At 61.1% G+C, this 22,893-nt stretch carries 13 protein-coding genes; 12 read left to right on the top strand and 1 reads right to left on the bottom strand.

All coding sequences use genetic code 11. The annotated features are described in order from the left end of the window. Positions 1-166 precede the first annotated feature (166 nt). From GT019_RS08485 to GT019_RS08440, 10 genes are all read left to right on the top strand, one after another. The gene (locus tag GT019_RS08485) at positions 167-1,621 is read left to right on the top strand and encodes a 4-hydroxyphenylacetate 3-hydroxylase family protein (protein ID WP_161742681.1); all 1,455 of its coding nucleotides are present in this window, start codon (positions 167-169) and stop codon (positions 1,619-1,621) included. A 99-nt stretch (positions 1,622-1,720) separates the two neighbouring features. Then, on the top strand, positions 1,721-2,995 hold the full coding sequence (locus GT019_RS08480) for an acyl-CoA dehydrogenase family protein (protein WP_161742680.1): 1,275 nt from the start codon (positions 1,721-1,723) through the stop codon (positions 2,993-2,995). Between the two features lie 45 nt (positions 2,996-3,040). Then, complete coding sequence (locus GT019_RS08475; RefSeq protein ID WP_161742679.1) at positions 3,041-3,898, top strand: MetQ/NlpA family ABC transporter substrate-binding protein; 858 nt, start codon at positions 3,041-3,043, stop codon at positions 3,896-3,898. A gap of 18 nt (positions 3,899-3,916) precedes the next feature. Further along, positions 3,917-4,687, top strand: coding sequence for a methionine ABC transporter ATP-binding protein (locus tag GT019_RS08470; protein ID WP_161742678.1), 771 nt, complete (start codon positions 3,917-3,919; stop codon positions 4,685-4,687). Next, complete coding sequence (locus GT019_RS08465) at positions 4,680-5,345, top strand: methionine ABC transporter permease (RefSeq protein ID WP_161742677.1); 666 nt, start codon at positions 4,680-4,682, stop codon at positions 5,343-5,345. Before GT019_RS08470 ends, GT019_RS08465 begins: the two co-directional genes overlap by 8 nt. An 11-nt stretch (positions 5,346-5,356) precedes the next feature. Beyond that, complete coding sequence (locus GT019_RS08460) at positions 5,357-6,742, top strand: LLM class flavin-dependent oxidoreductase (RefSeq protein WP_201755283.1); 1,386 nt, start codon at positions 5,357-5,359, stop codon at positions 6,740-6,742. Between the two features lie 13 nt (positions 6,743-6,755). Further along, a complete protein-coding gene (locus GT019_RS08455; protein ID WP_161742676.1) occupies positions 6,756-8,990 on the top strand; it encodes an SfnB family sulfur acquisition oxidoreductase in 2,235 nt (744 codons plus the stop codon). Positions 8,991-9,020: 30 nt separating this feature from the next. After that, positions 9,021-10,397, top strand: coding sequence for an LLM class flavin-dependent oxidoreductase (locus GT019_RS08450; protein WP_161742675.1), 1,377 nt, complete (start codon positions 9,021-9,023; stop codon positions 10,395-10,397). Between the two features lie 53 nt (positions 10,398-10,450). After that, positions 10,451-11,428, top strand: coding sequence for an aldo/keto reductase (locus tag GT019_RS08445; protein WP_161742674.1), 978 nt, complete (start codon positions 10,451-10,453; stop codon positions 11,426-11,428). 433 nt (positions 11,429-11,861) lie between these two features. Then, positions 11,862-19,730, top strand: a complete 7,869-nt coding sequence (locus GT019_RS08440) for an Ig-like domain-containing protein (RefSeq protein WP_161742673.1) — start codon at positions 11,862-11,864, stop codon at positions 19,728-19,730. A 225-nt stretch (positions 19,731-19,955) separates the two neighbouring features. Here GT019_RS08440 and GT019_RS08435 read toward each other — a convergent pair whose 3' ends face one another. Continuing rightward, positions 19,956-20,852 carry a helix-turn-helix transcriptional regulator gene (locus GT019_RS08435; protein WP_161742672.1) on the bottom strand — a complete coding sequence of 299 codons (897 nt, stop codon included), beginning with the start codon at positions 20,850-20,852 and terminating at the stop codon, positions 19,956-19,958. A gap of 164 nt (positions 20,853-21,016) precedes the next feature. On the opposite strand from GT019_RS08435, the gene GT019_RS08430 reads away from it, so the two are divergent. Both GT019_RS08430 and GT019_RS08425 read left to right on the top strand, forming a co-directional pair. Then, a complete protein-coding gene (locus GT019_RS08430) occupies positions 21,017-21,874 on the top strand; it encodes a sugar phosphate isomerase/epimerase family protein (RefSeq protein WP_161742671.1) in 858 nt (285 codons plus the stop codon). Continuing rightward, a complete protein-coding gene (locus GT019_RS08425; RefSeq protein WP_161742670.1) occupies positions 21,871-22,872 on the top strand; it encodes a hydroxyacid dehydrogenase in 1,002 nt (333 codons plus the stop codon). The genes GT019_RS08430 and GT019_RS08425 overlap by 4 nt, the downstream gene beginning before the upstream one ends. Positions 22,873-22,893 lie beyond the last annotated feature (21 nt).

Raw genomic sequence — 22,893 nt, 5'->3', positions numbered from 1 at the left:
CTTGTAGGATTGAAGGAGCAGTATCGTTCACATCTTGAAATAATGTCCGAAAAGCGCCAGAAGCCGGCTTTTTGTTTGTTGACCCTATGTCGGATGACAGCTAAGATATAGCCAATACCTGAGTTAATGCATCGGAATTATAAGTTATGACAAAGGAGGTGAACAGGTGAGAGGCGACGAGTTTTTGAAGAGCTTGGACGACGGGCGAACGGTCTGGTTGAACGGCGGCAAGGTTTCCCGGGTGGAGACGCACCCTGCCTTTCGCGGGACGCTCGGAACGATTCGCGCTCTTTTCAATACGCTGGATGATCCCGAGCTTCGCGCTCAGGTCGGTTTTCGAATCGCGGGACGAGAGGCGTACGCGCACAGTTCCTTTCTGGTACCCCGCACGCCGGAGCAGCTCGCCCAGCGAAGTCAATCCTTTGCCTTTTGGTCCAAACAGTGCAACGGCATGATGAGCAGGCTCTCCGATTATGCGCGTTCGTTCATAACCGGTTGGTATGCGGCGCGGAATGAGCTGGATCGATTGGATCCCGGCTTCGCCCATAAAATCGCGGCTTATTATGAAACGGCCCGCGACAACGATCTCTTTCTGACGACGGCCATTATCGATCCTCAAATCGACCGTTCCAGCGGTCTTGACGATGAACGCATCGCTTCGCGGTTTCTGCACGTCGTCAAGGAAACGAGCGAAGGCATCGTGGTGAGAGGGGCCAAGATGATTGCCACCGGCGCCCCCTATACGCATGATTTCGTGATCTTCTCGTTTCTCAAGCTGGAGCAGGCCCACCGGGAACATGCCCACGTCCTGATCGTCCCGGCCAATTCCCAGGGCCTGCATATCGTCTGCAGGCAATCGTTCGCCAGCGAGAATGAACACGATTCGCCTCTGAGCGCCAGATACGACGAAATGGATGCCGTTCTCTTTTTCGACGACGTATTGATTCCTTGGGAACGCGTCTTGATGTACGGCGATGCGGAGAAAGTGATGGCGCTAAGGGCGAACACGACTGCGAATGCCCTCGCTTTTCATCAAAATATCGTCCGCTACGTCGCCAAGCTTGAATTTATCACCGGGGTGGCCTTTGCCATTGCGGAAGCCATCGGGGTGGGCGGATTTCTGCATATCCAAGAAAAGCTCGGCGAGCTGCTCACGCAAATCGACTGCATGAAGGCTCTCGTTCTCGCTTCCGAGACGCAAGCCAAAGTGGACGGGAACGGCGTGTTGGTGCCGGAGTTGTCCTACATTCATACGGCAAGGAACATCGGGACGAAGTTTTATCCGCGCGCGGTCGAGATTTTGCAGCAAATAGGCGGCGGAGGGTTTGTCCAGGTTCCTTCCAGCATCGAGGACTTCTACGGTACGATTTCCGAGTTGATGAGCCAGTACTTCGAGGGCGCCACGGTCAGCGCGGAGAAAAAGGTGCAATTGTTCAAGCTTGCCTGGGATCTGGTCGGAAGCCCGCTAGGAGCCCGGCATGAGCTTTACGAGCGGTTTTACGCGGGAGATCCCGTGCGGGGATTCGCGAACCAGTACCTGTATCACGATAAAGAGAGTCTGACGGCTCCGATCTGGAAGTTGATCAAAGACTCCGCCAAGCGCGGGGCTGTCAGCAATTAAATACGGAACCGATCAACCGGACAACCGGAGACCTCCAGCCTCTTCAGGCATGCAGGTCTTATTTTTATTGCGGGAAATGCAGTTTTTAGGGGGAGCGATATGGGAAAAAGCAAAGGCGTCTGGGGATTCGCGTCCGACCGTTACGAGCAGCTGGCCGAGCGGTTCAGACCCGACTTCCGGCGGATTCGCGAAGGCGCGGTTTATCGGGAGTTAAACCGGAAGCTGCTGCACGAAGAAATACGCCTGCTCCAGGAGCGTCGATTCGGTGCGCTGCGCATTCCGGAGGAGGAGGGGGGCTTTGGCGTATCGATCCCCGAATTGTTCCATCTGCTGATCGAGCTGTCGGAAGCCGATTCCAATGTCACGCAAGCCTTGCGAATCCATTTCGGATTCGTCGAGCGCATTCTGAATTTGCCCGACGGCGACCGCAGGCGCCGATGGCTGAAGCGGATCGCGGACGGCGCCATTGTCGGGAACGCCTTAACGGAGACCGGCAGCGCGCAGGTCGGCAGTTATAATACGAAGCTGGCCCTGCGCGAGGACGGCCTTCGATTGAACGGCACCAAGTATTATTCCACCGGCACCCTTTACGCGGATTGGATCGTCGTGGGCGCAACGTCGGAGCAAGGCGACGTCGTGACGGCGATCGTTCCGTCGACGGCGAGCGGCGTCGACATCGTCGATGACTGGGAAGGCTTCGGTCAGACGTTGACGGGAAGCGGCACGACCGTTTTCCGGGAGACGCCGGTGGAACCGGACGACGTGTTTACGCGCGAGACGTATGCCAAGTACGCGACGGCGTTTGCCCAGATGGTTCATTTGTCGACGCTGGCGGGAATAGCCCGCGCGGCGGCGATCGACGTCGCCGCGTCGATCGCCGAACGACGGCGAACGTATTCGCACGCGGCCGCCGGCCGGTCCAGCGAGGATCCGCAAGTGCTGCAAGTGGCGGGACGGGTGCATAGCCAAGCCTACGCGGCCGGGGCGCTCGTGCTTAAGGCGGCCGAATCGGTGCAGCGCGCCTACGAGGCGCGGAGCTTGGCGGATGCCGAGGACGACGCGAACGTCGAGGCGGAAATCGAAGTCGCGCAAGCGCAGACGGTCGTCGCCGGACTCGTGCTTGACGCCGTAGCAGCCATTTTCGATGCGCTGGGCGCGTCGGCGACGATCCGATCCAAAGCGCTGGACCGTTACTGGCGCAACGCCAGAACGATTGCTTCCCATAATCCGCTGATCTATAAAGAACGAATCGTCGGCGAGTATGCCGTGAACGGCACGCATCCGCCATTCGCCTGGCAAACGGGCATCGGGTCGCCGCTGCAACAAGACCCGGCGGCGAGGGTCGACAACGTTCGGCCCGGCCCGCCGTCCTAGGCGCTATTTTCTTATCCATTCATCTCACTTAAGGAGCGGTAAAAAATGAAAAAATCAAATCGGTTCACCTTGTTCATCGTCATCCTGGCGCTCGCGTTCCTGGCCGCGGCTTGCGGAAAGGGGAAAACGGACGACGAGGCAGCGACGGCAAACCCGGAGGATAAAATCATTCATCACGTGATGAGCGACGCGGGATTCAACGGCGAAATCGTGAAAATTTTAAAAGCGGAGCTGGCCAAAGACGGCTACGAGCTGGATTACGTGATCGTCAACGACATCATTCAACCGAACAAAATCGTCAATGACGGCCAAGCCGATACGAATTCCTTTCAGCACGAGGCGTATTTCGACCAGTTCGTCAAGGATCAGGGCCTTAAAAACATCTCCAGGGCCTTTTACACGACGTTCACGCCTTCCGGCCTTTATTCGAAAAAGTTCAAGTCGTTCAAAGAGGTTCCCGACGGCGCACTGATCGGCATTCCCGTCGATCCGGCCAACAACGGACGCGCGTTATTCATGCTGCGGGACCTGGGCTTGCTGAAGCTCAAGGACGGCGTGGACGTCATTCATGCAACGCTGAAGGATATTACGGATAATCCTCATAAATACAAGTTCTTGGAAGTGGATCAATTGATGCTCCAGCGTACGCTCGATGACGTGGACGTAGGCTTCTTGTTCGCCGGGACGGCCGTGCAAATGGGCTACAAGCCCAAGCAGGACGCTTTGGCGCTGGAAGACGGCAAAGACCTGCCGTACAAAGGCATCGTGGCCGTGAACAACAAGCTGCTCGGCACGCCCAAGATCAAGGCGCTTCAAAAGGCGTACGAGAGCCAAGCCATCAAGGATTTCTACAAGGAAAAATACGGCGATGCCATCGAGGTCTTGGATGATTTGAACAAATGACGATGGGGAGGGCTTATCATGATCACCCTGCACAATATTAGCAAGACGTTCGCGACCGCGGAGGGACCGCTTCACGCGGTATCCTCCGCTTCGCTGGAAGTGGAGCAAGGCGATATCTACGGGCTGATCGGCTTTAGCGGAGCCGGCAAATCGACGCTTCTCCGCACGATCAATTTGCTGGAACGGCCGGACGAAGGCAGCGTGATCGTCGACGGCGAGGAGTTCACCGGGCTGCCGCTTCGCGAGCTGCGAAAAAGAAGGCTGTCGATCGGCATGATTTTTCAGCATTTCAACCTGCTCAATAACCGGAACGTCTACGACAACGTCAGCTTCCCGCTGGAGATCGCCAAGGTTCCCAAAGCCCAGCGCAGGCAGCGTATCGAGAGCTGCCTGGAGATGGTCGGCTTGTCCGACAAGGCCAAGGCGTTTCCGGCCAAATTAAGCGGCGGACAGAAGCAGCGGGTCGCCATTGCGCGCGCGCTGGCCGGCAATCCGAAGATATTGCTTTGCGACGAGCCGACGTCCTCGGTGGATCCGCAAACGACGGGCAGCATCTTGGCCGCGCTTCAGGAGATCAACCGGAATCTAGGCATCACCATCGTGATCGTTACCCACGAGATGAACGTCGTGAAAGCGATCTGTAATAAAGTGGCCGTGATGGAGCAAGGGAAAATCGTCGAGAAATTCGACTTGCGCGAGAAGAATATCGCGCCGCAATCCCCGATCGCCAAATACCTATTCAAGAACGAGATTACGCTAGTAAGGGAAATGGAGGCCAGCTATGCTTAGCAATATTAGCAGCGCGTGGCCCGAGCTGATTCAGGCCCTGCTGGAAACGTTGTATATGTTGGTCTTGACGATTCCGATCGCGGTCGCGATCGGGACTCCGCTCGGAACCGTTTTGTTCCTGACGCGTCCGAATTCCTTTTTGAAATGGCCCCGATTTTACGTGATTCTCAACGGGTTCGTCAATCTGATCCGCTCGTTTCCATTCCTGATCCTCATGATCGCGATTATTCCGTTCACCCGGATGGTTGTCGGCACGGCGCTCGGGACGACGGCCGCGACCGTTCCCATGATTATCAATGCGGTCCCGTATTTCGCCCGATTCATCGAACAGATCCTGCTGGACGTGAATCGCGGGGTCGTGGAAGCCGCGGAGTCGATGGGCGCCAATAAGTTCCAGATCGTATGGAAGGTGTTGTATACGGAGGCCCGTTCCGGGATTGCCAATGCGATCACGATCGTCACGGTGAGCTTTCTCTCCTATTCGACGGTCGCGGGGCTCGTCGGCGGCGGGGGGATCGGCGATTTTGCCATTCGGTACGGGTACTATCGCTACCAAACCGACGTGATGTTCGTGACGATCGTCATTATGGTGCTATTTGTCCAGGCGTTTCAGTTCGCGGGGAACTACGTCGTTCGAAAATTGGATAAACGCTTATAAGGAAGGCGGTCATGACCGTGCCCAAAAAGATCCATCTGAATGCTTTCGAGATGAACTGCGTCGGCCATATCGTGCACGGACTCTGGCGCCACCCGGACAATAACCGGCATCGGTACACGGATATTCGTTACTGGACCGAGCTTGCGGAGCTGCTGGAGCGCGGGAAGTTCGACGCCTTGTTTTTGGCGGATGTGGTAGGGGTGTACGATGTGTACAAACAAGGAGCGGAAACCGCGATTCGCGAGGCGGTGCAGGTTCCTTGCAACGATCCGCTGCTCGTCGTCCCTCCGATGGCGCTCGTCACGAAGCATCTTGCTTTCGCCGTCACGTTCTCCACGACGTACGAGAAACCCTTCGCGCATGCGAGACGGATGTCGACGCTCGACCATCTGACCCAAGGCAGAATCGCGTGGAATGTCGTCACTTCCTATTTGCCCAGCGCGGCCCGTAATTTCGGACTGGAGCAGATGATCGCCCATGACGAACGCTACGAGATCGCGGAGGAATACCTCGACGTCTGCTATAAGCTGTGGGAAGGAAGCTGGGAGGACGATGCGGTCATTCGCGATGTCGAACGGGGGATCTACACGGATCCCGGGAAGGTGCATCTCATTCGCCATGAGGGGCGTTACTTCAACGTGCCCGGACCGCACTTGAGCGAGCCTTCCGTCCAGCGAACGCCGGTCATCTACCAGGCGGGCAGTTCCGCGCGCGGGCGCGCGTTTGCCGCCAAGCATGCCGAGGCCGTCTTCCTCGGAGGCGGGAGCATCCCGGCGTTGAAGCGCTACGCGGATGACATTCGCGCTCAAGCGGCCGCCAACGGCCGCGACCCGGCGCATATCAAGCTGATGACGGGCCTGCTTGCGATCGTGGGACGAACGCGGGAAGAGGCGCAGGAGAAGCTCGAACGTTTTCAATCGCTTTACAGCCTGGAAGGCGTATTGGCGCATTACGGCGGCGGCAGCGGTTACGACTTATCCGCCTATGCCCCCGATGACGTTCTGACCTATGCGGAGACGAACCACGGGCAGACGGCCGCGGCTCAATTCACCAAGGAAAGCCCGCGTCCCCAAACCGTTCGCGAGGTGAAGGAGACGTTAGGAACGCTCGGCGGGCGGGGCTTGTTCGTAGTCGGAACGCCCGAGGAGGTCGCCGACCGTATCCAGTACTGGGTGGAAGAAACCGGGATCGACGGCTTCAACGTCATCCAAATCCTCTCCCCCGACACCTTGCGCGATTTTATCGAGCTGGTCGTTCCCGAGCTGCAGCGGAGGGGAATGTTCCGGGAAGACTATGAAGAAACGACCTTGCGGGAACGCCTGCTAGGATCGGAGATTCGGCGGCTGCCTGCGGGCCATCCCGGCGCAGCCTATCGCAAACAGACTACTTTGACTTAAATGGAGGATACGTATGTCGATTCGTATAGGGGCTTTGCCATCCGGCGAGCCTGGCGTGCCTCATGCCCTGGCGCTGGCGTACGCGCTGGGAGAATTGCCGTTGGATCTGCGCCGTAACGACATTCCGATCACCCGGGATGCCGGCTCGTTCCTGGTCCGCCGAAATGACGGCCGAAATGACGGGAGCGACGACTTCCTCGCCTTCGAGCATCCTGTCCGGGCGCTCGGACGATTAGCCGCTGGCGACAAGATCGCGGTGATCGGTCTGCAAATGCAGGAGCGGCAGATGGTCGTCCTCGTACGATCGGGATCCGCGCTGCGTTCCGTGGCCGACCTTAAAGGCGTGGGCATCGGGATCGCGGATCGATATCCGCCGGCGATCGGCTTGCGGAAGCGGGAAGCCGCCCGATTGATGGACGAAGCGCTGAGGCGGGCCGGCACGTCGGACGGAGAGCCGGCGTGGGTGGAGCTGCGCGCCGAGAACGTTCATGACGACGCGGCTTCGGGGGGCAGCGAGCTTCGCGCGCTGCTGCATGGCGAAGTAGAGGCGGTGTACGCCGATCGCGCGGTTTCGCCCGAAACGCTGCAATTGTTGGGCGTTCGGGAATTGGAGGGCTTTCTTCCTGCCGCCTCGGAGCTTACGGCACTGGTCGTGTCGTCGCGATGGCTTCAGGAACGGCCCGAAGACATCGAACGCCTGCTCGCGCATGTCCATTCGGCTGCCGAATGGGCAACTCGCCATCCCGCGGAAGCGCATCGGCTGGCGGCCAAGCAGCTCGGCGTTCCCGAGCAAGCGATCGGTTCCTTCTATTCGGAGCGGCTTCATCGGCAATTCGGGGTCGACCTGACCGAGCAGAAGTGGGATCGCCTCATCGGCATTCGGCAGGAACTGCAGGCGGGCGGATGGCTGCAAGGCGAGATCGCGCTGGATCCTGCGCAGGGGCATGCCGTTCATCGGAAGGCCGTGGTCATCGCGGAAGGCGGGGAAATCGAGCGTCCCCAAAAGGAGCCGCTTTCGCTTTATGCGGAACGCGATTTGCCGCCGTCGTTCTTTTTCGAGCGTCCGCCGGCGCGTAGGCTGCATAGCGACGAGGAAGCTCTGGCGGCGGCCCGGACATTCGCGGATGAAATCCGTGCGGGCGCGTCGGACCGCGACCGCGGGCGCAGTCTGCCGCTAACGGAAATGCGGCGGCTGGCCGAGCTTGGCTTGCTGGGACTTGTCGTGCCCAAAGCGTACGGCGGGCCCGAAGTGAGCACGCGCACGCTCGTCGACGTCTTTAAAATCATTTCGCACGCGGACGGATCCATTGGCCAAATTCCGCAAAACCATCATTTTTTCGTCAAGACGATCGAATTGATCGGCAGCGAGGAACAAAAGAGCTTTTTTTTCCGCGAGGTGCTGCAAGGCGCGCAATTCGGCAACGGATTGGCGGAGCGAAGCCGCGGCAAAGGGGAAAGAAAGATCAAGACGTCCATTCGCAGAGCGGACGGGGATCGCGATTACGAGCTTAACGGCAGCAAGTTTTATTCGACGGGGGCGTTGTACTCGCATTGGATTCCCGTCACCGCTTTGAACGAAGACGAACAGCGCGTGACCGCTTTCGTGCCGCGGCATGCGGCCGGCGTAACCGTGCTTGACGATTGGTCGGGGATCGGGCAGCGCACGACGGCGAGCGGCAGCGTGGTGCTTCGCGGCGTCAAAGTGCCGGAGAAGCAGGTGCTGCCGCATTGGAAGATATTCGAAGGTCCGCAATACTTCTCGCCATTCGGCCAAATCATGCATGCGGCCATCGACTTCGGCATCGCGCGCGCGGCCTTGGAGGATGCCGCGGCGTTCGTGCGGTCCCATACGCGTCCGGCCTACGGCAGCGGCGTCGCCACGGCGGCCGAGGAGCCCGACCTGGTCCGCCGCTTCGGAGAACTCGGCATTCGCCTGCAGGCGTCCGAAGCCCTGCTGGATCGTGCCGCCGAAGCGATCGACCTGGCGAGGGCCGAGTTAAATGCGCATACCGCCGGCCATGCGGCGCTGACCGTCGATTCGGCGAAGTGGCTCGTGACGGAGACGGCGATCGAGATCACGAACGCGCTCTTCGAAGTAGCGGGCACTTCCTCCATGGACCGCAAGCATAATCTGGACCGTCATTGGCGCAACGTTCGCATCCATACCCTTCACGATCCCGCCCGGCTTAAGCTGCACCATGTCGGGAAGTGGTTTTTGAACGGGGTTTACCACGAATATAAAATATAGGCGTACTCTAACGCAAAGGCGGCACGGGCAATGGGGAAACGAATGATCATGAACGCGTTCGACATGAACGGCGCGATGCATAATTCGCACGGCTTATGGAAGCATCCCGACAGCGAGCGGCATCGCTACACGGAATTATCGTATTGGGCGGAGATGGCGCGGCTGCTGGAACGGGGGAAATTCGACGCCTTGTTCCTGGCGGACGTGGTCGGCATCTACGATGTCTACAAGCAAAGCCGGGAGCCGGCCATCCGGGACGCCGTGCAGGTTCCGCTAAACGATCCCGCGCTTATCGTGCCCGCGATGGCTGCCGTGACGGAACACTTGTCGTTCGCCGTCACCGTCACGACGACGTACGAGCATCCTTATGCGCACGCGAGGCGCTTCACTACGCTGGATCATTTGACGAACGGCAGAATCGCCTGGAATATCGTGACGTCTTACTTGCCGAATGCCGCATTGAATCATGGACTGGCCAAAATGATTCGGCACGACGATCGTTACGAGCTGGCCGACGAATTCCTGGAGGTCGCCTATAAGCTGTGGGAAGGCAGCTGGGAGGAAGGCGCGGTGGTAAGGGATGCCGGGCGCGGCGTATATACGGAGCCGGGAAAGGTGCATCAAATCGACCACGAAGGCCGGTTTTTCCGCGTGCCGGGCCCGCATCTGTCCGAACCTTCGCCGCAACGGACGCCGGTCTTGTACCAAGCGGGGAGCTCGGATCGGGGCCGCGACTTTGCGGCCAAGCACGCGGAGTGCGTGTTCGTCGGGGGGAATTCCAAGGCGTCGATCAAGTCCGCGATCGACGATATTCGGAACAAAGCCGAGCGGTTAGGCCGGGATCCCCAGAGCATCAAGATGTTGACGGGACTGAATGCGATCGTCGGAAGCACGCGGGCAGAAGCGGAAAATAAGCTGAAGGCGTATGCCGCGCTATGGAGCGGGGAAGCGGCGCTTGCCCAATTCGGAGGCTCCAGCGGCTATGATTTATCCGCGTACGCGCCCGACGAATATCTCGCGTACAAAGCGACGGACCACGGGCAGAGCCGGGCCGCGCAATTTACCAAGCAGGTGCAGAACCGCCTTACGGTGAGGGAGGTCATCGAGCGGATCGGAACGCTGGACAGCCGGCAGGGACGATTGCTGACGGGGACGCCGGCGGATATCGCGGACGCCATGCAGGAGCAGCTGGAGGAAACCGGCCTGGACGGGTTTAATCTTGCGCATCTGATCACGCCGGGAAGCCTGCGCGAATTCGTCGATCACGTGGTTCCCGAGCTCCAGCGCCGGGGGATCTATCAGAAAGACTATGAGCCGGGAACGATGCGGGAAAAGCTCTTCGGTTCGGGGAACCGATTGCTGCCGGAGCATCATCCCGCTTCGCAATACCGGCGCGCGTTAAGTTAGAATGAAGAGAGGGGGAGGTCGAAGCCCCGGATGATACAGGAGGCGATCATGCGATGAAATACAGAACGGTCGGCAGGACGGGCATCCAGGTGTCGGAGCTCTGCTTCGGTACGATGTCCTTCGGCGGGAATGCGGATAAGGAAACCTCCAAGCGAATGTTCCATCGCTGTTTGGACAAAGGCATCAACTTCTTCGATACCGCCGATGTTTACAGCAGGGGCGTTTCCGAAGAAATACTGGGCGAGTTGATCGAAGGCAAGCGCGACGAGCTGGTGTTGACGTCGAAAGCGGGCTTCCCGTTCGGTTCCGACCCGAACGCTCGGGGAGCTTCGCGCAGGCATTTGTTCTTATCCGTGGAACAGAGCTTGAAGCGGCTCCGCACCGACCGCCTGGATTTTTATTTCATTCACCGTTTCGATTCGTTGACGGCGATCGAAGAGACGCTTCGCGCGCTCGACGATTTGCAGCGGCAGGGCAAGATCCTCTATCCCGCCGTCAGCAATTGGGCGGCCTGGCAGATCGCGAAGGCGCTGGGCATCTCGGCCAAGGAAAGCCTGGCAAGCTTCGAACTCGTTCAGCCGATGTATAATCTTGCGAAGCGGCAAGCGGAAGTCGAGCTATTGCCGCTGGCCGAATCGGAAAACCTGGGCGTCATCAGCTATAGTCCGCTGGGCGGCGGCTTGCTGACGGGCAAATACGGCATCGGCAAGAAACCGGCCGCGGGCAGGCTGGTCGAGCAGAGCAATTACACGAAGCGGTATAACGATGAAGCCTATTATGCGATCGCCGATCGATTCGCGGGCTATGCCGCCGAGAAGGGCATTCATCCCGCGACGTTGGCGGTCGCGTGGGTTCTTCATCACCCTGCCGTAACTGCTCCGATCATCGGCGCGCGGAACCTGGAGCAGCTGGAGCCGTCGCTTGCCGCGGCAGATTTGGATTTTACGAGCGAATGGCGCAAGGAAATTACCGCCTTGTCCATCGATCCTCCGCTTGCGACGGATCGGAGCGAAGAGGCCGCGGGCCGCTAGATTTTCATAGCTGCTCCATGTGAATCCGTTCAGAGCCAGTCTGATCAAACTTGATCAGGCTGGCTCTTTTTCATCTGCGAACGGGACGGCACGGAGTCCGGCGATCGCGAAGCATTGCGGTCGCATTAGATAGAAGAGCGAGAGTACAGGATGCGGATCGGCCGCCGAGAATAGCGATTATCAGCCTGCCTGAATCTGCTTTATAGTACCTAAAAGCGATTCTTCTTTAGGTATTCTTCACTAGAATATGCTATTCGATGGGTCGAATGGGGTGGTATAATGTCGATATATGGCAAAAAAGGGGCGGTGCGAGTCGGTTGTACGGGCAGTCGCATTCTTGTTGATTCTATTGAACTCTTTACATAGGTTACAGGCTTGAATGCAATGAATCTCGTCGAAGGAAAGCAATAATTTACTAGAGAGGAAGTTTGGCATGAAGTACGATTTACGGAGGGCATCGCGCAGATTATGGAAGAGAGGAATACACGGAGCGCTCTGCCTGATGCTCTTGTCCGGATTGATGGCCGCGATCGGCAGCCGGCAGGCGCATGCGGACGCAACGGTATCGACATGGAACGCATTGACGACTGCGTTCGGAACCGAGGCCAGCGGCAGCACCGTGACGCTCGGCGGGGATATCGATCAACCGTCCGGCTCGCTTGCCGTGCCGTCGGGAAAGAGCCTGATCCTCGACTTGGCGGGGCATAGCCTTTCCATTAAAACGAGCGATTTGTACGCCGCGGCCATTCAGGTGCGCGGCGGGGAGTCGCTGACCATTAAAGATTCCGTCGGAAACGGAACGCTGACGGCAGACGCGAGAGCCGGCATCGGCGCGGGCATCGGAGGGGATTATAAATCTTCCGGCGGGACGATCACGATTGAGAGCGGGACAGTGAGTGCTTACGGAGGCTTCGATGGAGCGGGTATCGGCGGGGGACAGCAAAGTCCCAACGGCGGTAATGTAACAATCAACGGCGGGAACGTAACGGCTGTCGCCGGCGGCTCCTCGGCCGGTATCGGCGGTTCCAGCTACGGGTCCGGCGGCACGGTAACGATCAACGGCGGGAACGTGACCGCAATCGGCGGTACCAGAGGCGCGGGTATCGGGAGCGGATATAGCGGGGCCAGTGCCGGAACAGTCACGATTAACGGAGGGACCGTGACGGCAACCGGCAAAAACGGAGGTGCGGGCATCGGGGGTGGAGGTCAGTCCCCGGGAGCCAATGTGACGATTACCGGAGGCGTCGTGACCGTATCGGGCAACGGACAAGGCCCTCCCATCGGGGGCACGCCGTTCGGTTCTTTGGTCAACTCCGGAACGATTGAGATCGCAAGCGGAAACCAGCTCTCGATTCCGGCCGGCGTGACGGTGACGAACACCGGAACCATCAAGGGGACGGTTACCGGAGCCGGAGCCGTGGACGGCAATAATTATACCGTTAAATTCGACTGGAACGGCGTCCCTCAGACGAATCCGGCTTCCGTAACCATCTACACGGCCTCATTGGCAGGGGCCGGCAAAGCCTTGCCCGGGTTGGCTCTTACCGGTTATATGCTGGACGGATGGTATACGCAGCCTTCCGGCGGAACGCGGTTCACGGAATCGAGCGCGATCGGCGGCAGCATGACGCTTTACGCGCATTATACGTCGGATTTGGTTGCGCCGACGGTGGCGCTGACGGCTTCGGCGGGCAATACCAACCAACCTTTTACGGTGACGGCCGCCTTCAGCGAAGCGGTGAGCGGCTTCGCGAATGGCGATGTGACGGTAACGAACGGAACCGCGGGCTCCATCCAAGGCAGCGGAGATACGTACGCGTTCTTGGTTACGCCGACGGCGGATGGTCCGGTAACGGTCAAGGTTGCGGGCGGCGCGGCCGCTGACGCTTATGGCAACGGCAATGCGGTCTCGTCAGCCTTGACGGTCACGTACGACCGTACGGCGCCGGCGGTTGCGTTGTCGACGACGGCGTCCAGTCCGACGAACGGGGCGTTTACGGTGACGGCGCAATTCAGCGAAAGCGTAACGGACTTCGCCGTAACCGACATTGCGGTGAGCAACGGAATCGCAAGCAGCTTTAGCGCGGTGAGCGGAACCAAGTATACGTTCGTCATCGTTCCGATCTCAGACGGTCCGGTCACGGTCAACGTAGCCGGAGCCCTGGCTTATGACATGGCGGGGAACGCGAATACGGCGGCGTCGGGGCTCAGCCTGGCGTTCGACGCCGTTTCGCCGACAGTGACGCTCAGCACGACGGCAGTCAGTCCGACGAATGCGGCGTTCACGGTGACCGCGCAATTCAGCGAGAACGTAACGGGCTTCGCCGCTGCCGACATTACGGTGGGGAACGGCACGGTCGGCAGCTTCAGCGCGGTGAGCGGCTCCGTGTATACGTTCGTCATCACGCCGACGGGCGAAGGGATAGTCAATGTCGGCGTGACTGGAGGCGTGGCGCAAGACGCGGCGGGGAACGCTAATATGCCGGCGATACCGACGCTCTTCCTGCAATACGACAAAACTTTTCCGACGGTGACGCTAAGCGCGGCGTTAGCTCTGACAAACGCGCCGTTTACGGTGACGGCGGCGTTCAGCGAGAGCGTAACGGGCTTTGATGCTGCCGACATCGCGGTAGGGAACGGCACGGTCGGCAGCTTTACCCGCGTGGACGCGATGACGTATACGTTCGCGGTATTGCCGACGGCCGACGGGGAGGTCACGGTAAAGGTATCTGGAGCCGCGGCGCAAGACATGGCGGGGAACGGAAATACCGCATCGAACCAGCTCAGCGTCATGTATGACCAGAGCCCGCCGACGGTCGCGCTCGGCACGACGGCTTCCAGTCCGACGAACGGGGCGTTTACGGTGACGGCACAATTCAGCGAGAGCGTAACGGGCTTCGCTGCGACCGACATCGCGGTGGGCAATGGCACGGCGGGCAGCTTTAGTGCGGTGAGCGGATCCAAGTATACGTTCGTCGTCATGCCGGCGGGGGAAGGGGAGGTTACCGTCGACGTGGCCGGCGCCGTCGCGCAGGATGCGGCAGGGAACGCCAATACGGCGGCGACGCAGCTCAAGCTGGTCTATGACAAGACGTCGCCGACATTGACGCTCGGCACGACGGCGGTCAGTCCGACGAATGCGGCGTTTACGGTGACGGCGGCGTTCAGCGAGAACGTGACGGGCTTCGCCCTTGCCGACATTGCGGTAAGGAATGGAACGGCGAGCGGCTTCCGCGCCGAGAGCGGGACGAAGTATACGTTCGTCGTCACGCCGACGGACGACGGGCCGGTCACGGTCGACGTGGCCGGAGGCGCGGCGCAAGATGCGGCGGGGAACGCCAACGCGGCGGCGGCCCAGCTCGGCCTGGCGTACGACAAGACCGTGCCGACGGTGACGCTTTCCACGACGGCAGGCAATCCGACGAACGCGGCGTTTACGGTGACGGCGGAGTTCGGCGAGAACGTAACGGGCTTCGACGTGACCGATATTGCGGTGGGGAACGGAACGGCAGGCGGCTTCAAGGCCGAAAGCGGAACGAAGTATACGTTCGTCGTCACGCCGGCGGGGGAAGGGACAGTTACGGTCGATGTGGCCGCAGGCGCGGCGCAAGATGCGGCAGGGAACGGAAATGCGGCTGCCATCCAGCTCGGCGTAACGTATGATAGGACCGCGCCGACATTGACGCTCGGCACGACGGCGGGCAATCCGACGAATGGGGCGTTCACAGTGACGGCGGAATTCAGCGAGAGCGTAACGGGCTTCGCTGCGACCGACATCGCGGTGGGCAACGGAACGGCGGGCAGCTTTAGTGCGGTGAGCGGATCCAAGTACACGTTCATCGTCACGCCGGCGGGGGAAGGAGCAGTTACGGTCGACGTGGCTCAAGCCGTGGCGCAAGACGCGGCGGGGAACGCGAATACGGCGGCGACGCAGCTCAGCTTGGTCTATGACAAGACGTCGCCGACATTGACGCTCGGCACGACGGCGGGCAATCCGACGAATGCGCCGTTTACGGTGACGGCGGAGTTCAGCGAGAACGTAACGGGCTTCGACGCGAACGATGTCGCGGTAGGTAACGGATCGGTTGGCAGCTTCCGCGCCGAGAGCGGGAAGAATTACACGTTCGTGGTCACCCCGTCGGGAGACGGCGCGGTTACGGTCGATGCGGCCGCAGGCGCGGCGCAAGACGCTGCGGGCAATGGAAACGCGGCGGCGCCGCAGCTTGGCCTGACGTACGACAAGACCGCGCCGACGGTGACGCTCGGCACGGCGGCGGGCAATCCGACGAACGCGGCGTTTACGGTGACGGCGGAGTTCGGCGAGGACGTAACGGGCTTCGACGTGACCGATATTATGGTGGGGAACGGAACGGCAGGAAGCTACCGCGCCGAGAGCGGAACGAAGTATACGTTCGTCGTCACGCCGACGGGGGAAGGGATAGTTACGGTCGACGTGGCCGCAGGCGCGGCGCAAGATGCGGCAGGGAACGGAAATGCGGCGGCCACTCAGCTCGGCGTAACGTATGATAGGACCGCGCCGGCGGTGGCACTCGCCACGACGGCGGGCAATCCGACGAATGCGGCGTTTACGGTGACGGCGGAGTTCAGCGAGAACGTAACGGGCTTCGACGTGAACGATATTACGGTGGGGAACGGAACGGCAGGAGGCTTCCGCGCCGAGAGCGCGACGAAGTATACGTTCGTCGTGACGCCGACGGCCGACGGGAAGGTTACCGTCGATGTGGCCGGAGGCGCGGCGCAAGACGCGGCGGGCAATGGAAACGCGGCGGCGGCGCAGCTCGGCCTGGTATACGACAAGACCGCGCCGGCGGTGACGCTCGCCACGACGGCGGGCAATCCGACGAATGCGGCGTTTACGGTGACGGCGGAGCTCAGCGAGGACGTAACGGGCTTCGACGTGACCGATGTCGCGGTAAGTAACGGATCGGTTGGCAGCTTTAGCGCCGAGAGCGCGACGAAGTATACGTTCGTCGTGACGCCGACGGCCGACGGGACGGTTAAGGTCGATGCGGCCGCAGCCGTGGCGCAAGACGCGGCAGGCAATGGAAACGCGGCGGCGCCGCAGCTTGCCCTGACGTATGACAAGACCGCGCCGACGATGACGCTCGGCACGACGGCGGGCAATCCGACGAACGGGGCGTTCACGGTAACGGCGGAGTTCAGCGAGGACGTAACGGGCTTCGACGTGACCGATATTACGGTGGATAATGGAGAGGCGGGCGGCCTACGCGCCGAGAGCGGAACGAAGTATACGTTCGTGGTCACGCCGATGGAAGAAGGGGGAGTTACTGTCGACGTAGCCGGAGCCGTCGCGCAAGACGCGGCAGGAAACGCAAATTCGGCGGCGGAGCAGCTTGGCCTGGTATACGACAAGACCGTGCCGACGGTGACGTTGTCGACTACGGCAGTCAGTCCGACGAATGCGGCGTTTGCGGTGACGGCGGAGTTCAGCGAGAACGTAAACGGCTTCGACGTAACCGATATTGCGGTGGGGAACGGAGAGGCGGGCAGCTTTAGCGCGGAGAGCGGAACGAAGTACACGTTCGTCGTGACGCCGACGGCCGACGGAACGGTTACCGTCGACGTGGCCGGAGGCGCGGCGCAAGACGCGGCGGGCAATGGAAACGCGGCGGCGGCGCAGATCAGCCTGGCGTACGACAAGACCGGGCCGGCGGTGACACTCGCCACGGCGGCGGGCAATCCGACGAACGCGGCGTTTAAGGTGACGGCGGAGTTCAGCGAGGGCGTAACGGGCTTCGACGTGCCCGACATCCTGGTGGGGAACGGAACGGCAGGCGGCTTTAGCGCGGAGAGCGCGACGAAGTATACGTTCGTCGTGACGCCGACGGCCGACGGGACGGTTACCGTCGATGTGGCCGGAGGCGCGGCGCTAGACGCGACGGGAAACGAAAATACGGCAGCGGCCCCGCTCAGCCTGACGTATGACGCGAGTGCCCCAGCGATCGCTTTCGATCCCGTCAACAACGCCGATCCCGCGCAACGCGCGGAGTCGACGGTAACGGTGACGGATACGGCCGACGTGCCGGACCTGTTCTATGCGTGGACGCCGGGCGAGGCCGCCCCGCCGGTCGAAGACGCGGAGTGGCAGGCTTTCTCCGGCGGCGACGCGTTGATTCAAAGCGGCGGAAACGGCAATTGGTATCTGCATATTCACGCCGTGGATCAAGCCGGAAATGCCGCCGATGCCACGGCCGGTCCGTACGTGCTGGACAACGCCGCGCCGGTCCTGGTCCCGAACGGCGACAATCCGTTTTACGTCGCGGCGGGAACGCCGTATGCGGAACCCGGCGCGCAGGCAACGGACAACATCGACGGGGCGCTGGAAGCAGACGCCATTACGGTCAGCGGGGAAGTGGACACGGCTCGTCTGGGCAGCTACGAAATCCGGTACGAGGCGATTGACCGGGCGGGGAACGTCGGGACGGCGACTCGAATCGTACATGTCTACGATGGCGATCAGCCGCTGATCCGTCTGAACGGCGACAATCCGATGATCGTCGCGCTGGACGGTACGTTCGCGGACCCGGGGGCGACGGCGCAGGATGCGCAGGAAGGCGATCTGACGAGCGCGATTACGGTTACGGGTGCGGTCTACACGAATAAAGCGGATACGTACTACCTGACATACGACGTGAAGGACGCCGCCGGGAACGAGGCGCCGACGGTAACGCGCTCGGTGCACGTAATTGCGCCGCCGGCCATTACGCTGCTGGGCCAGCCGGAGATAACGATTAGAGAAGGCGAAGCATTCGCCGATCCGGGGGCGCTGGCGACGGACGCCTATTACGGAGACTTGACCGGCCAGATCAAAGCAAGCGGAGCGGTTGATCCGGAGACGCCCGGCGTTTACACGCTGCGTTACGAGGTCACCAATCCAATTGGCCAATCGGCGGAAGCGGTTCGGACCGTGACGGTTGAGTCCGCTCCGGTTATTGTTCCTCCCGTCGACGGCGGAAACGGCGACGGCGGCGACGGCGGATCCGGTGACGGCGGCAACGGCGGATCCGGTCCGGGCGGAGGCGGACCGGTCAATCTTCCCGCCGATTCAGACGATGCCAACCGGATAAATATCATGATCAACGGCGTCGGCAGTTCGGCAGAGGCATCAACGGAAACAACGGGCGGCGGACGGACCGTGACGCGCCTGCGGCTGACGCCGGAACAGACGGCGGGACTGTTCGGCGCATCGGCGAGCGCGGTCATCGAAGTCGCCGGGCTTGGCGTCGATGCGGTTACGATCGAGCTGCCGGCAGAACCGCTTCATGATGCGCTTATCTCGCATCCGAACGCTGAACTGCGCGTCATCGTCGACGGAAACGGTCTTCGCATGCCGCTCCATGTCGTGCAGGCGGATGCGGTCGTGACAGTCACGATCGGAAAAGCGGCGCCTTCAAGAAGCGATGCACTGCGCGGCGCGATCTCCGGGTCGGGGAAGGAAGCGCTGCTCGATCGCCCGATCGAATATACGCTGCAGGCGGATGGACGGGCCATCGAAGGTTGGGACGCCGCTTATCGGGAGAGGGTGCTCGCGCTGCCGGCGCCTGCCGATGCGGACCATGCGGCGGTCGTCTGGATCGATGAGCACGATGCGCCTCATTTCGTTCCGGCGGTATTCGCTCGCGACGGTAAGACGGCGACCGTTTATTCGCCGCACGACGGCCTGTATACGATCATCCGGACGGATCGGACGTTTGCGGACGTAAGGGACCATTGGGCAAGGGCCGACATCGAGCTGTTGGCGAACAAGCTTATCGTCGACGGCCGGCCGGATGGCGGATTTGAGCCGGAAGCGTCCGTTACCCGCGCCGAATTCGCGGCGCTGCTCGTACGCGCGCTCGGTTTGGCCGCGGCGGGCGGAGAGGGGCTTTATACCGATGTGGAAGCGGCGGATTGGTACGCCGGGGCCGTCGGGACGGCGAAGCTGGCGGGCTTGATCGACGGCTACGGGGACGGTACGTTCCGACCGAACGAGAGCGTCACGCGCGAGCAGATGGCGACGATGATCGCCAGGGCGCTGGCTTTTGCCGGCAAATCGCCCGAAGCGAATGCGGCCGCGTTGAAGTCGTTCGCCGATGGTACGGATATTGCGGCATGGGCCGCCGATGCGGCGGCGCAATTGGTCGAAGCGGGCATCATGCAAGGAATGGCCGGCACGCAGTTCGCGCCGGAAGCGAAAGCTTCCCGCGCGCAATGCGCGGTCATGCTGAAGCGGATGCTGGTCTACTTGCAATTCATCAACGGATCACCGAATGGATCCTAACAAGTGTTGAAACGAACAAGCCTCGTTGCCTGCAGGCGACGAGGCTTGTTGCTTGTTCATCGCGTCGGCGAGAAGAGCATAACTGAAAAGGGAACAGGCGCTGATCGCGGCCTGTTCCCTTTCATTTCCCAAGACGGTTATTCGGTATGGAAGCGGGCATCCTTCGACGACAGGCTGACGGAAAGACCGGCACAATCGCTCTTCATCCACGCCGGCGGGCGCCTTTTACGAGCGATGCTTCCGATAATCCCCCGGCGTGACGCCGGCATGCTTCTTGAACGTCCGGTTGAAATGGCTGATGTGGTTGTAGCCGACCCGCGTCGCGATGTCGGTCACGCTCAGATCCGTTCCGTCGAGCAGCTCCATGGCGGCCTGGATGCGAACGGCAGACAGGTACTCGATGTAGGATTTTCCCCTCACGAGTCTCAGCATGTGGCTGAAATAGGACGGCGCCATCAGCGCTTTGGCCGCCATTTCGTCCAGTTTGAGATCCTCGTCATAGTGCGTTTCCATATAAGCGACGGCATCGTAGAACGCTTCCCGGTGCAGGGCGACCTTCTGCCGCTCCTGCTGCCTTTGCGTCTGCGCATGCCGTTGATACTGTCTGCCGGCAATGACGAGAAATTTCAGGAGATCGGCTTTGATCGCCAGCCGGTAACCGTCCTCCTGCCGTTCCCATTCCGCGAGAATGGCGTTCAGCACGTGCTCGACCTCCGCCTGGGCGGCGGGAGGGAGCGCCATCTTGGGCTGCAGGCCCGCGTCGGATACGAGCGGCCGGATATAGGCGAAATCGACGAACGTCTGCATCCGCGCCACGTCCCGGAAGCTTTCGTTGATCGCGTGGGGCATGAAATCGACCTGGATCATGGCGAAGTCCATCGCGTCGCGGGGGCCGAGCCGATGCTCGAGGAATGGGGGGATCGAGAAGAGATCGCCCTTGGTCAGCACGTATTGCTCGCCCGCGGCCCAATGCAGGCAGCTGCCGGACATCATGTAGCACAGCTGCAGATGCTCGTGCGCATGCGAGGACCGGTTCATGTTCAGCGGATTCCGTACCTCGATTTTGAAAGGGAAATCGTCTTCCAGCACCTCTCTGTATGCATAGACCGGATAGTCGGGCATGACGTCCTCCTTCGGGGGCTTGTTTGCGTGTTCGTTAAATCAAGGTTACTCGGATTCTCGGAATAGTGCAAAGAAATCGCGGAAAAAGGAAAGCGCTGCCGGGATCGTCTTGCCATAATGGGAAGGAAGCGCGGGCCATCCGCGCCGGAAGGAGGGAAGAAGGCGTGAACCGTCTGGCATTCAGCACGCTGCCCTGCGAGGGCTGGAGCACGGAGAAGATGGCGGCGATCGCGCGGGAATGCGGGTTCGGCGGCATCGAACTAAGAGAAGGGGAAGCTTGGGGAATATCCGCCGCCATGACGCAGGCTGCCCGGCAATCCGCGCTGCGCCTCTTCGAGGAGCAAGGAATCCGCGTGACCAATATCGGCTCGGGCGTCTGTTTCACGGGAAGCGAAGGGGACAAAGCGGAGCTTGCCCGGTATCGGGACGCCGTCCTGCTGGCACGGGACTTGAAAGCCGCGGGGGTGCGGATCTTTCTCGGCTACTTCAATACCCGGCTCGACGACCCCGCTCCGCCTGTTGACTACGAGAACATCGTGGCGCGCATCCGCGACGCTTGCGAATTCGCATCCGCGCACGGGGTGCGAACCTGGATCGAGACGCATAACGAATTCGCCACCGGCCGATCGCTGAACCGGCTGCTGGAAGACGTAGGGAAGCCCGATTGCGCGGTCATCTACGATATCATCCATCCGCTCGAAGAAGGGGAATCGCCGGAAGAGACGATCGCCTTGCTCGGAGAACGGTGCGTTCACGTGCATATCAAGGACGGCGTGCCGTTCGAGGATCCGCTGGAACGGAGCTGGAAGTACACGAAGCTCGGGGAAGGGCGGGTGCCGGTCGCCGACATCGTCCGCAGGCTCGAACGGGCGGGCTATGAAGGTTATTACTCGCTGGAGTGGGAGTCCAAGTGGCGGAAGGAGCTGCAGACGGCGGACGCGGACCCTGCGATCGTTTTTCCTCGGTATGTGGCATTCATGCGGAACGTTCTCCGCGCGGGCGAAAGGGGGGTTCCGCAATGAAGACGCTGGTCGCGATCGCGAACGCGGAACTGCGCGAATTATTTTGGACGAAGGCGTCGATCGACAAGCTGGCCGGGTTCTCCGCGATCGATTTCGTGCCGTTGAACCGTCCGTTCACGAGCGCGGATCTGGCCGATCGCATCGGAGATTACGAGGCCTGCATCACGTCCTGGGGCTCGCCGGTCTTTACCCCGGAAGCGCTGGCGCGCGCCGGCAAGCTCGCGTTCATCGGCCACGGGGCCGGCAGCGTCGCCTCGATCGTGAACGAGGACGTGTTCGCCACCGCCATCGCCGTAACGTCGGCCAATCCGGTGCTCGCGCTCTCGACCGCCGAATGCGCGGTCGCCTTGATCCTGGCGGGCGCCTGGGATATGAAGAGCTATAGCGCGCGCATCCCTCGGGGAGAGTGGAGCAACAACAACCGGGAAACGGTGCTCGGCGTGACGGGAAGGACGATCGGGTTGGTCGGGTACGGCGAAATCGCCAAGCACGTGATCCGGATGCTGAAGCCGTTCGACGCGGAGCTGCTGCTGTACTCCGCCCATTGCACGCGAGAGGAAGCGGACGCGCTGGGCGTCGGGCTTTGCGGGCTGAACGAACTGTTCGAGCGCAGCGACATCGTATCCTTGCATAACACGTGGACCCCTCGCACGGAAGGCATGATCGGGGCCGAACAGTTGAAGCGGCTGAAGGACGGCGCGCTGCTTGTCAATACGGCGCGCGGTCCGATCGTGCAAGAGGCGGCGCTGTTGGACGAGCTTCGCGCGAACCGCATCCGGGCGTCACTCGACGTCTACGACCGGGAGCCGCTGCCGGCGGACCACGAGCTGCTCGCGATGCCGAATGCGTTCTGCCTGCCGCATATCGGCGGGTTCCACGGCCCGCTGAAGCGGAGGCTGTGCGATTTCGTCGTCGACGAGCTGGGGCGTTTCGCCAAGGGGGAGCGCCTGCTCGGCCGAATCACGCTGGACCGTTACCGCAGACTGACGCCGAGATAGCTATACACGGCTTCGCCGGCT

The sequence above is a fragment of the Paenibacillus glycinis genome (genome assembly GCF_009909185.1).
GTDB classification, from domain to species: Bacteria; Bacillota; Bacilli; order Paenibacillales; family Paenibacillaceae; genus Paenibacillus_Z; species Paenibacillus_Z glycinis.
This window is presented reverse-complemented; position numbering and strand designations above follow the sequence as displayed.

Bases quoted from the DNA above. Each gene is read 5' to 3' on its own strand.
- GT019_RS08465 (WP_161742677.1), top strand. From the start codon at position 4,680: ATGCTTAGCAATATTAGCAGCGCGTGGCCCGAGCTGATTCAGGCCCTG.
- GT019_RS08470 (WP_161742678.1), top strand. From the start codon at position 3,917: ATGATCACCCTGCACAATATTAGCAAGACGTTCGCGACCGCGGAGGGA.
- GT019_RS08435 (WP_161742672.1), bottom strand. From the start codon at position 20,852: ATGCCCGACTATCCGGTCTATGCATACAGAGAGGTGCTGGAAGACGAT.
- GT019_RS08475 (WP_161742679.1), top strand. From the start codon at position 3,041: ATGAAAAAATCAAATCGGTTCACCTTGTTCATCGTCATCCTGGCGCTC.
- GT019_RS08445 (WP_161742674.1), top strand. From the start codon at position 10,451: ATGAAATACAGAACGGTCGGCAGGACGGGCATCCAGGTGTCGGAGCTC.
- GT019_RS08460 (WP_201755283.1), top strand. From the start codon at position 5,357: ATGACCGTGCCCAAAAAGATCCATCTGAATGCTTTCGAGATGAACTGC.
- GT019_RS08450 (WP_161742675.1), top strand. From the start codon at position 9,021: ATGGGGAAACGAATGATCATGAACGCGTTCGACATGAACGGCGCGATG.
- GT019_RS08480 (WP_161742680.1), top strand. From the start codon at position 1,721: ATGGGAAAAAGCAAAGGCGTCTGGGGATTCGCGTCCGACCGTTACGAG.
- GT019_RS08440 (WP_161742673.1), top strand. From the start codon at position 11,862: ATGAAGTACGATTTACGGAGGGCATCGCGCAGATTATGGAAGAGAGGA.
- GT019_RS08425 (WP_161742670.1), top strand. From the start codon at position 21,871: ATGAAGACGCTGGTCGCGATCGCGAACGCGGAACTGCGCGAATTATTT.
- GT019_RS08455 (WP_161742676.1), top strand. From the start codon at position 6,756: ATGTCGATTCGTATAGGGGCTTTGCCATCCGGCGAGCCTGGCGTGCCT.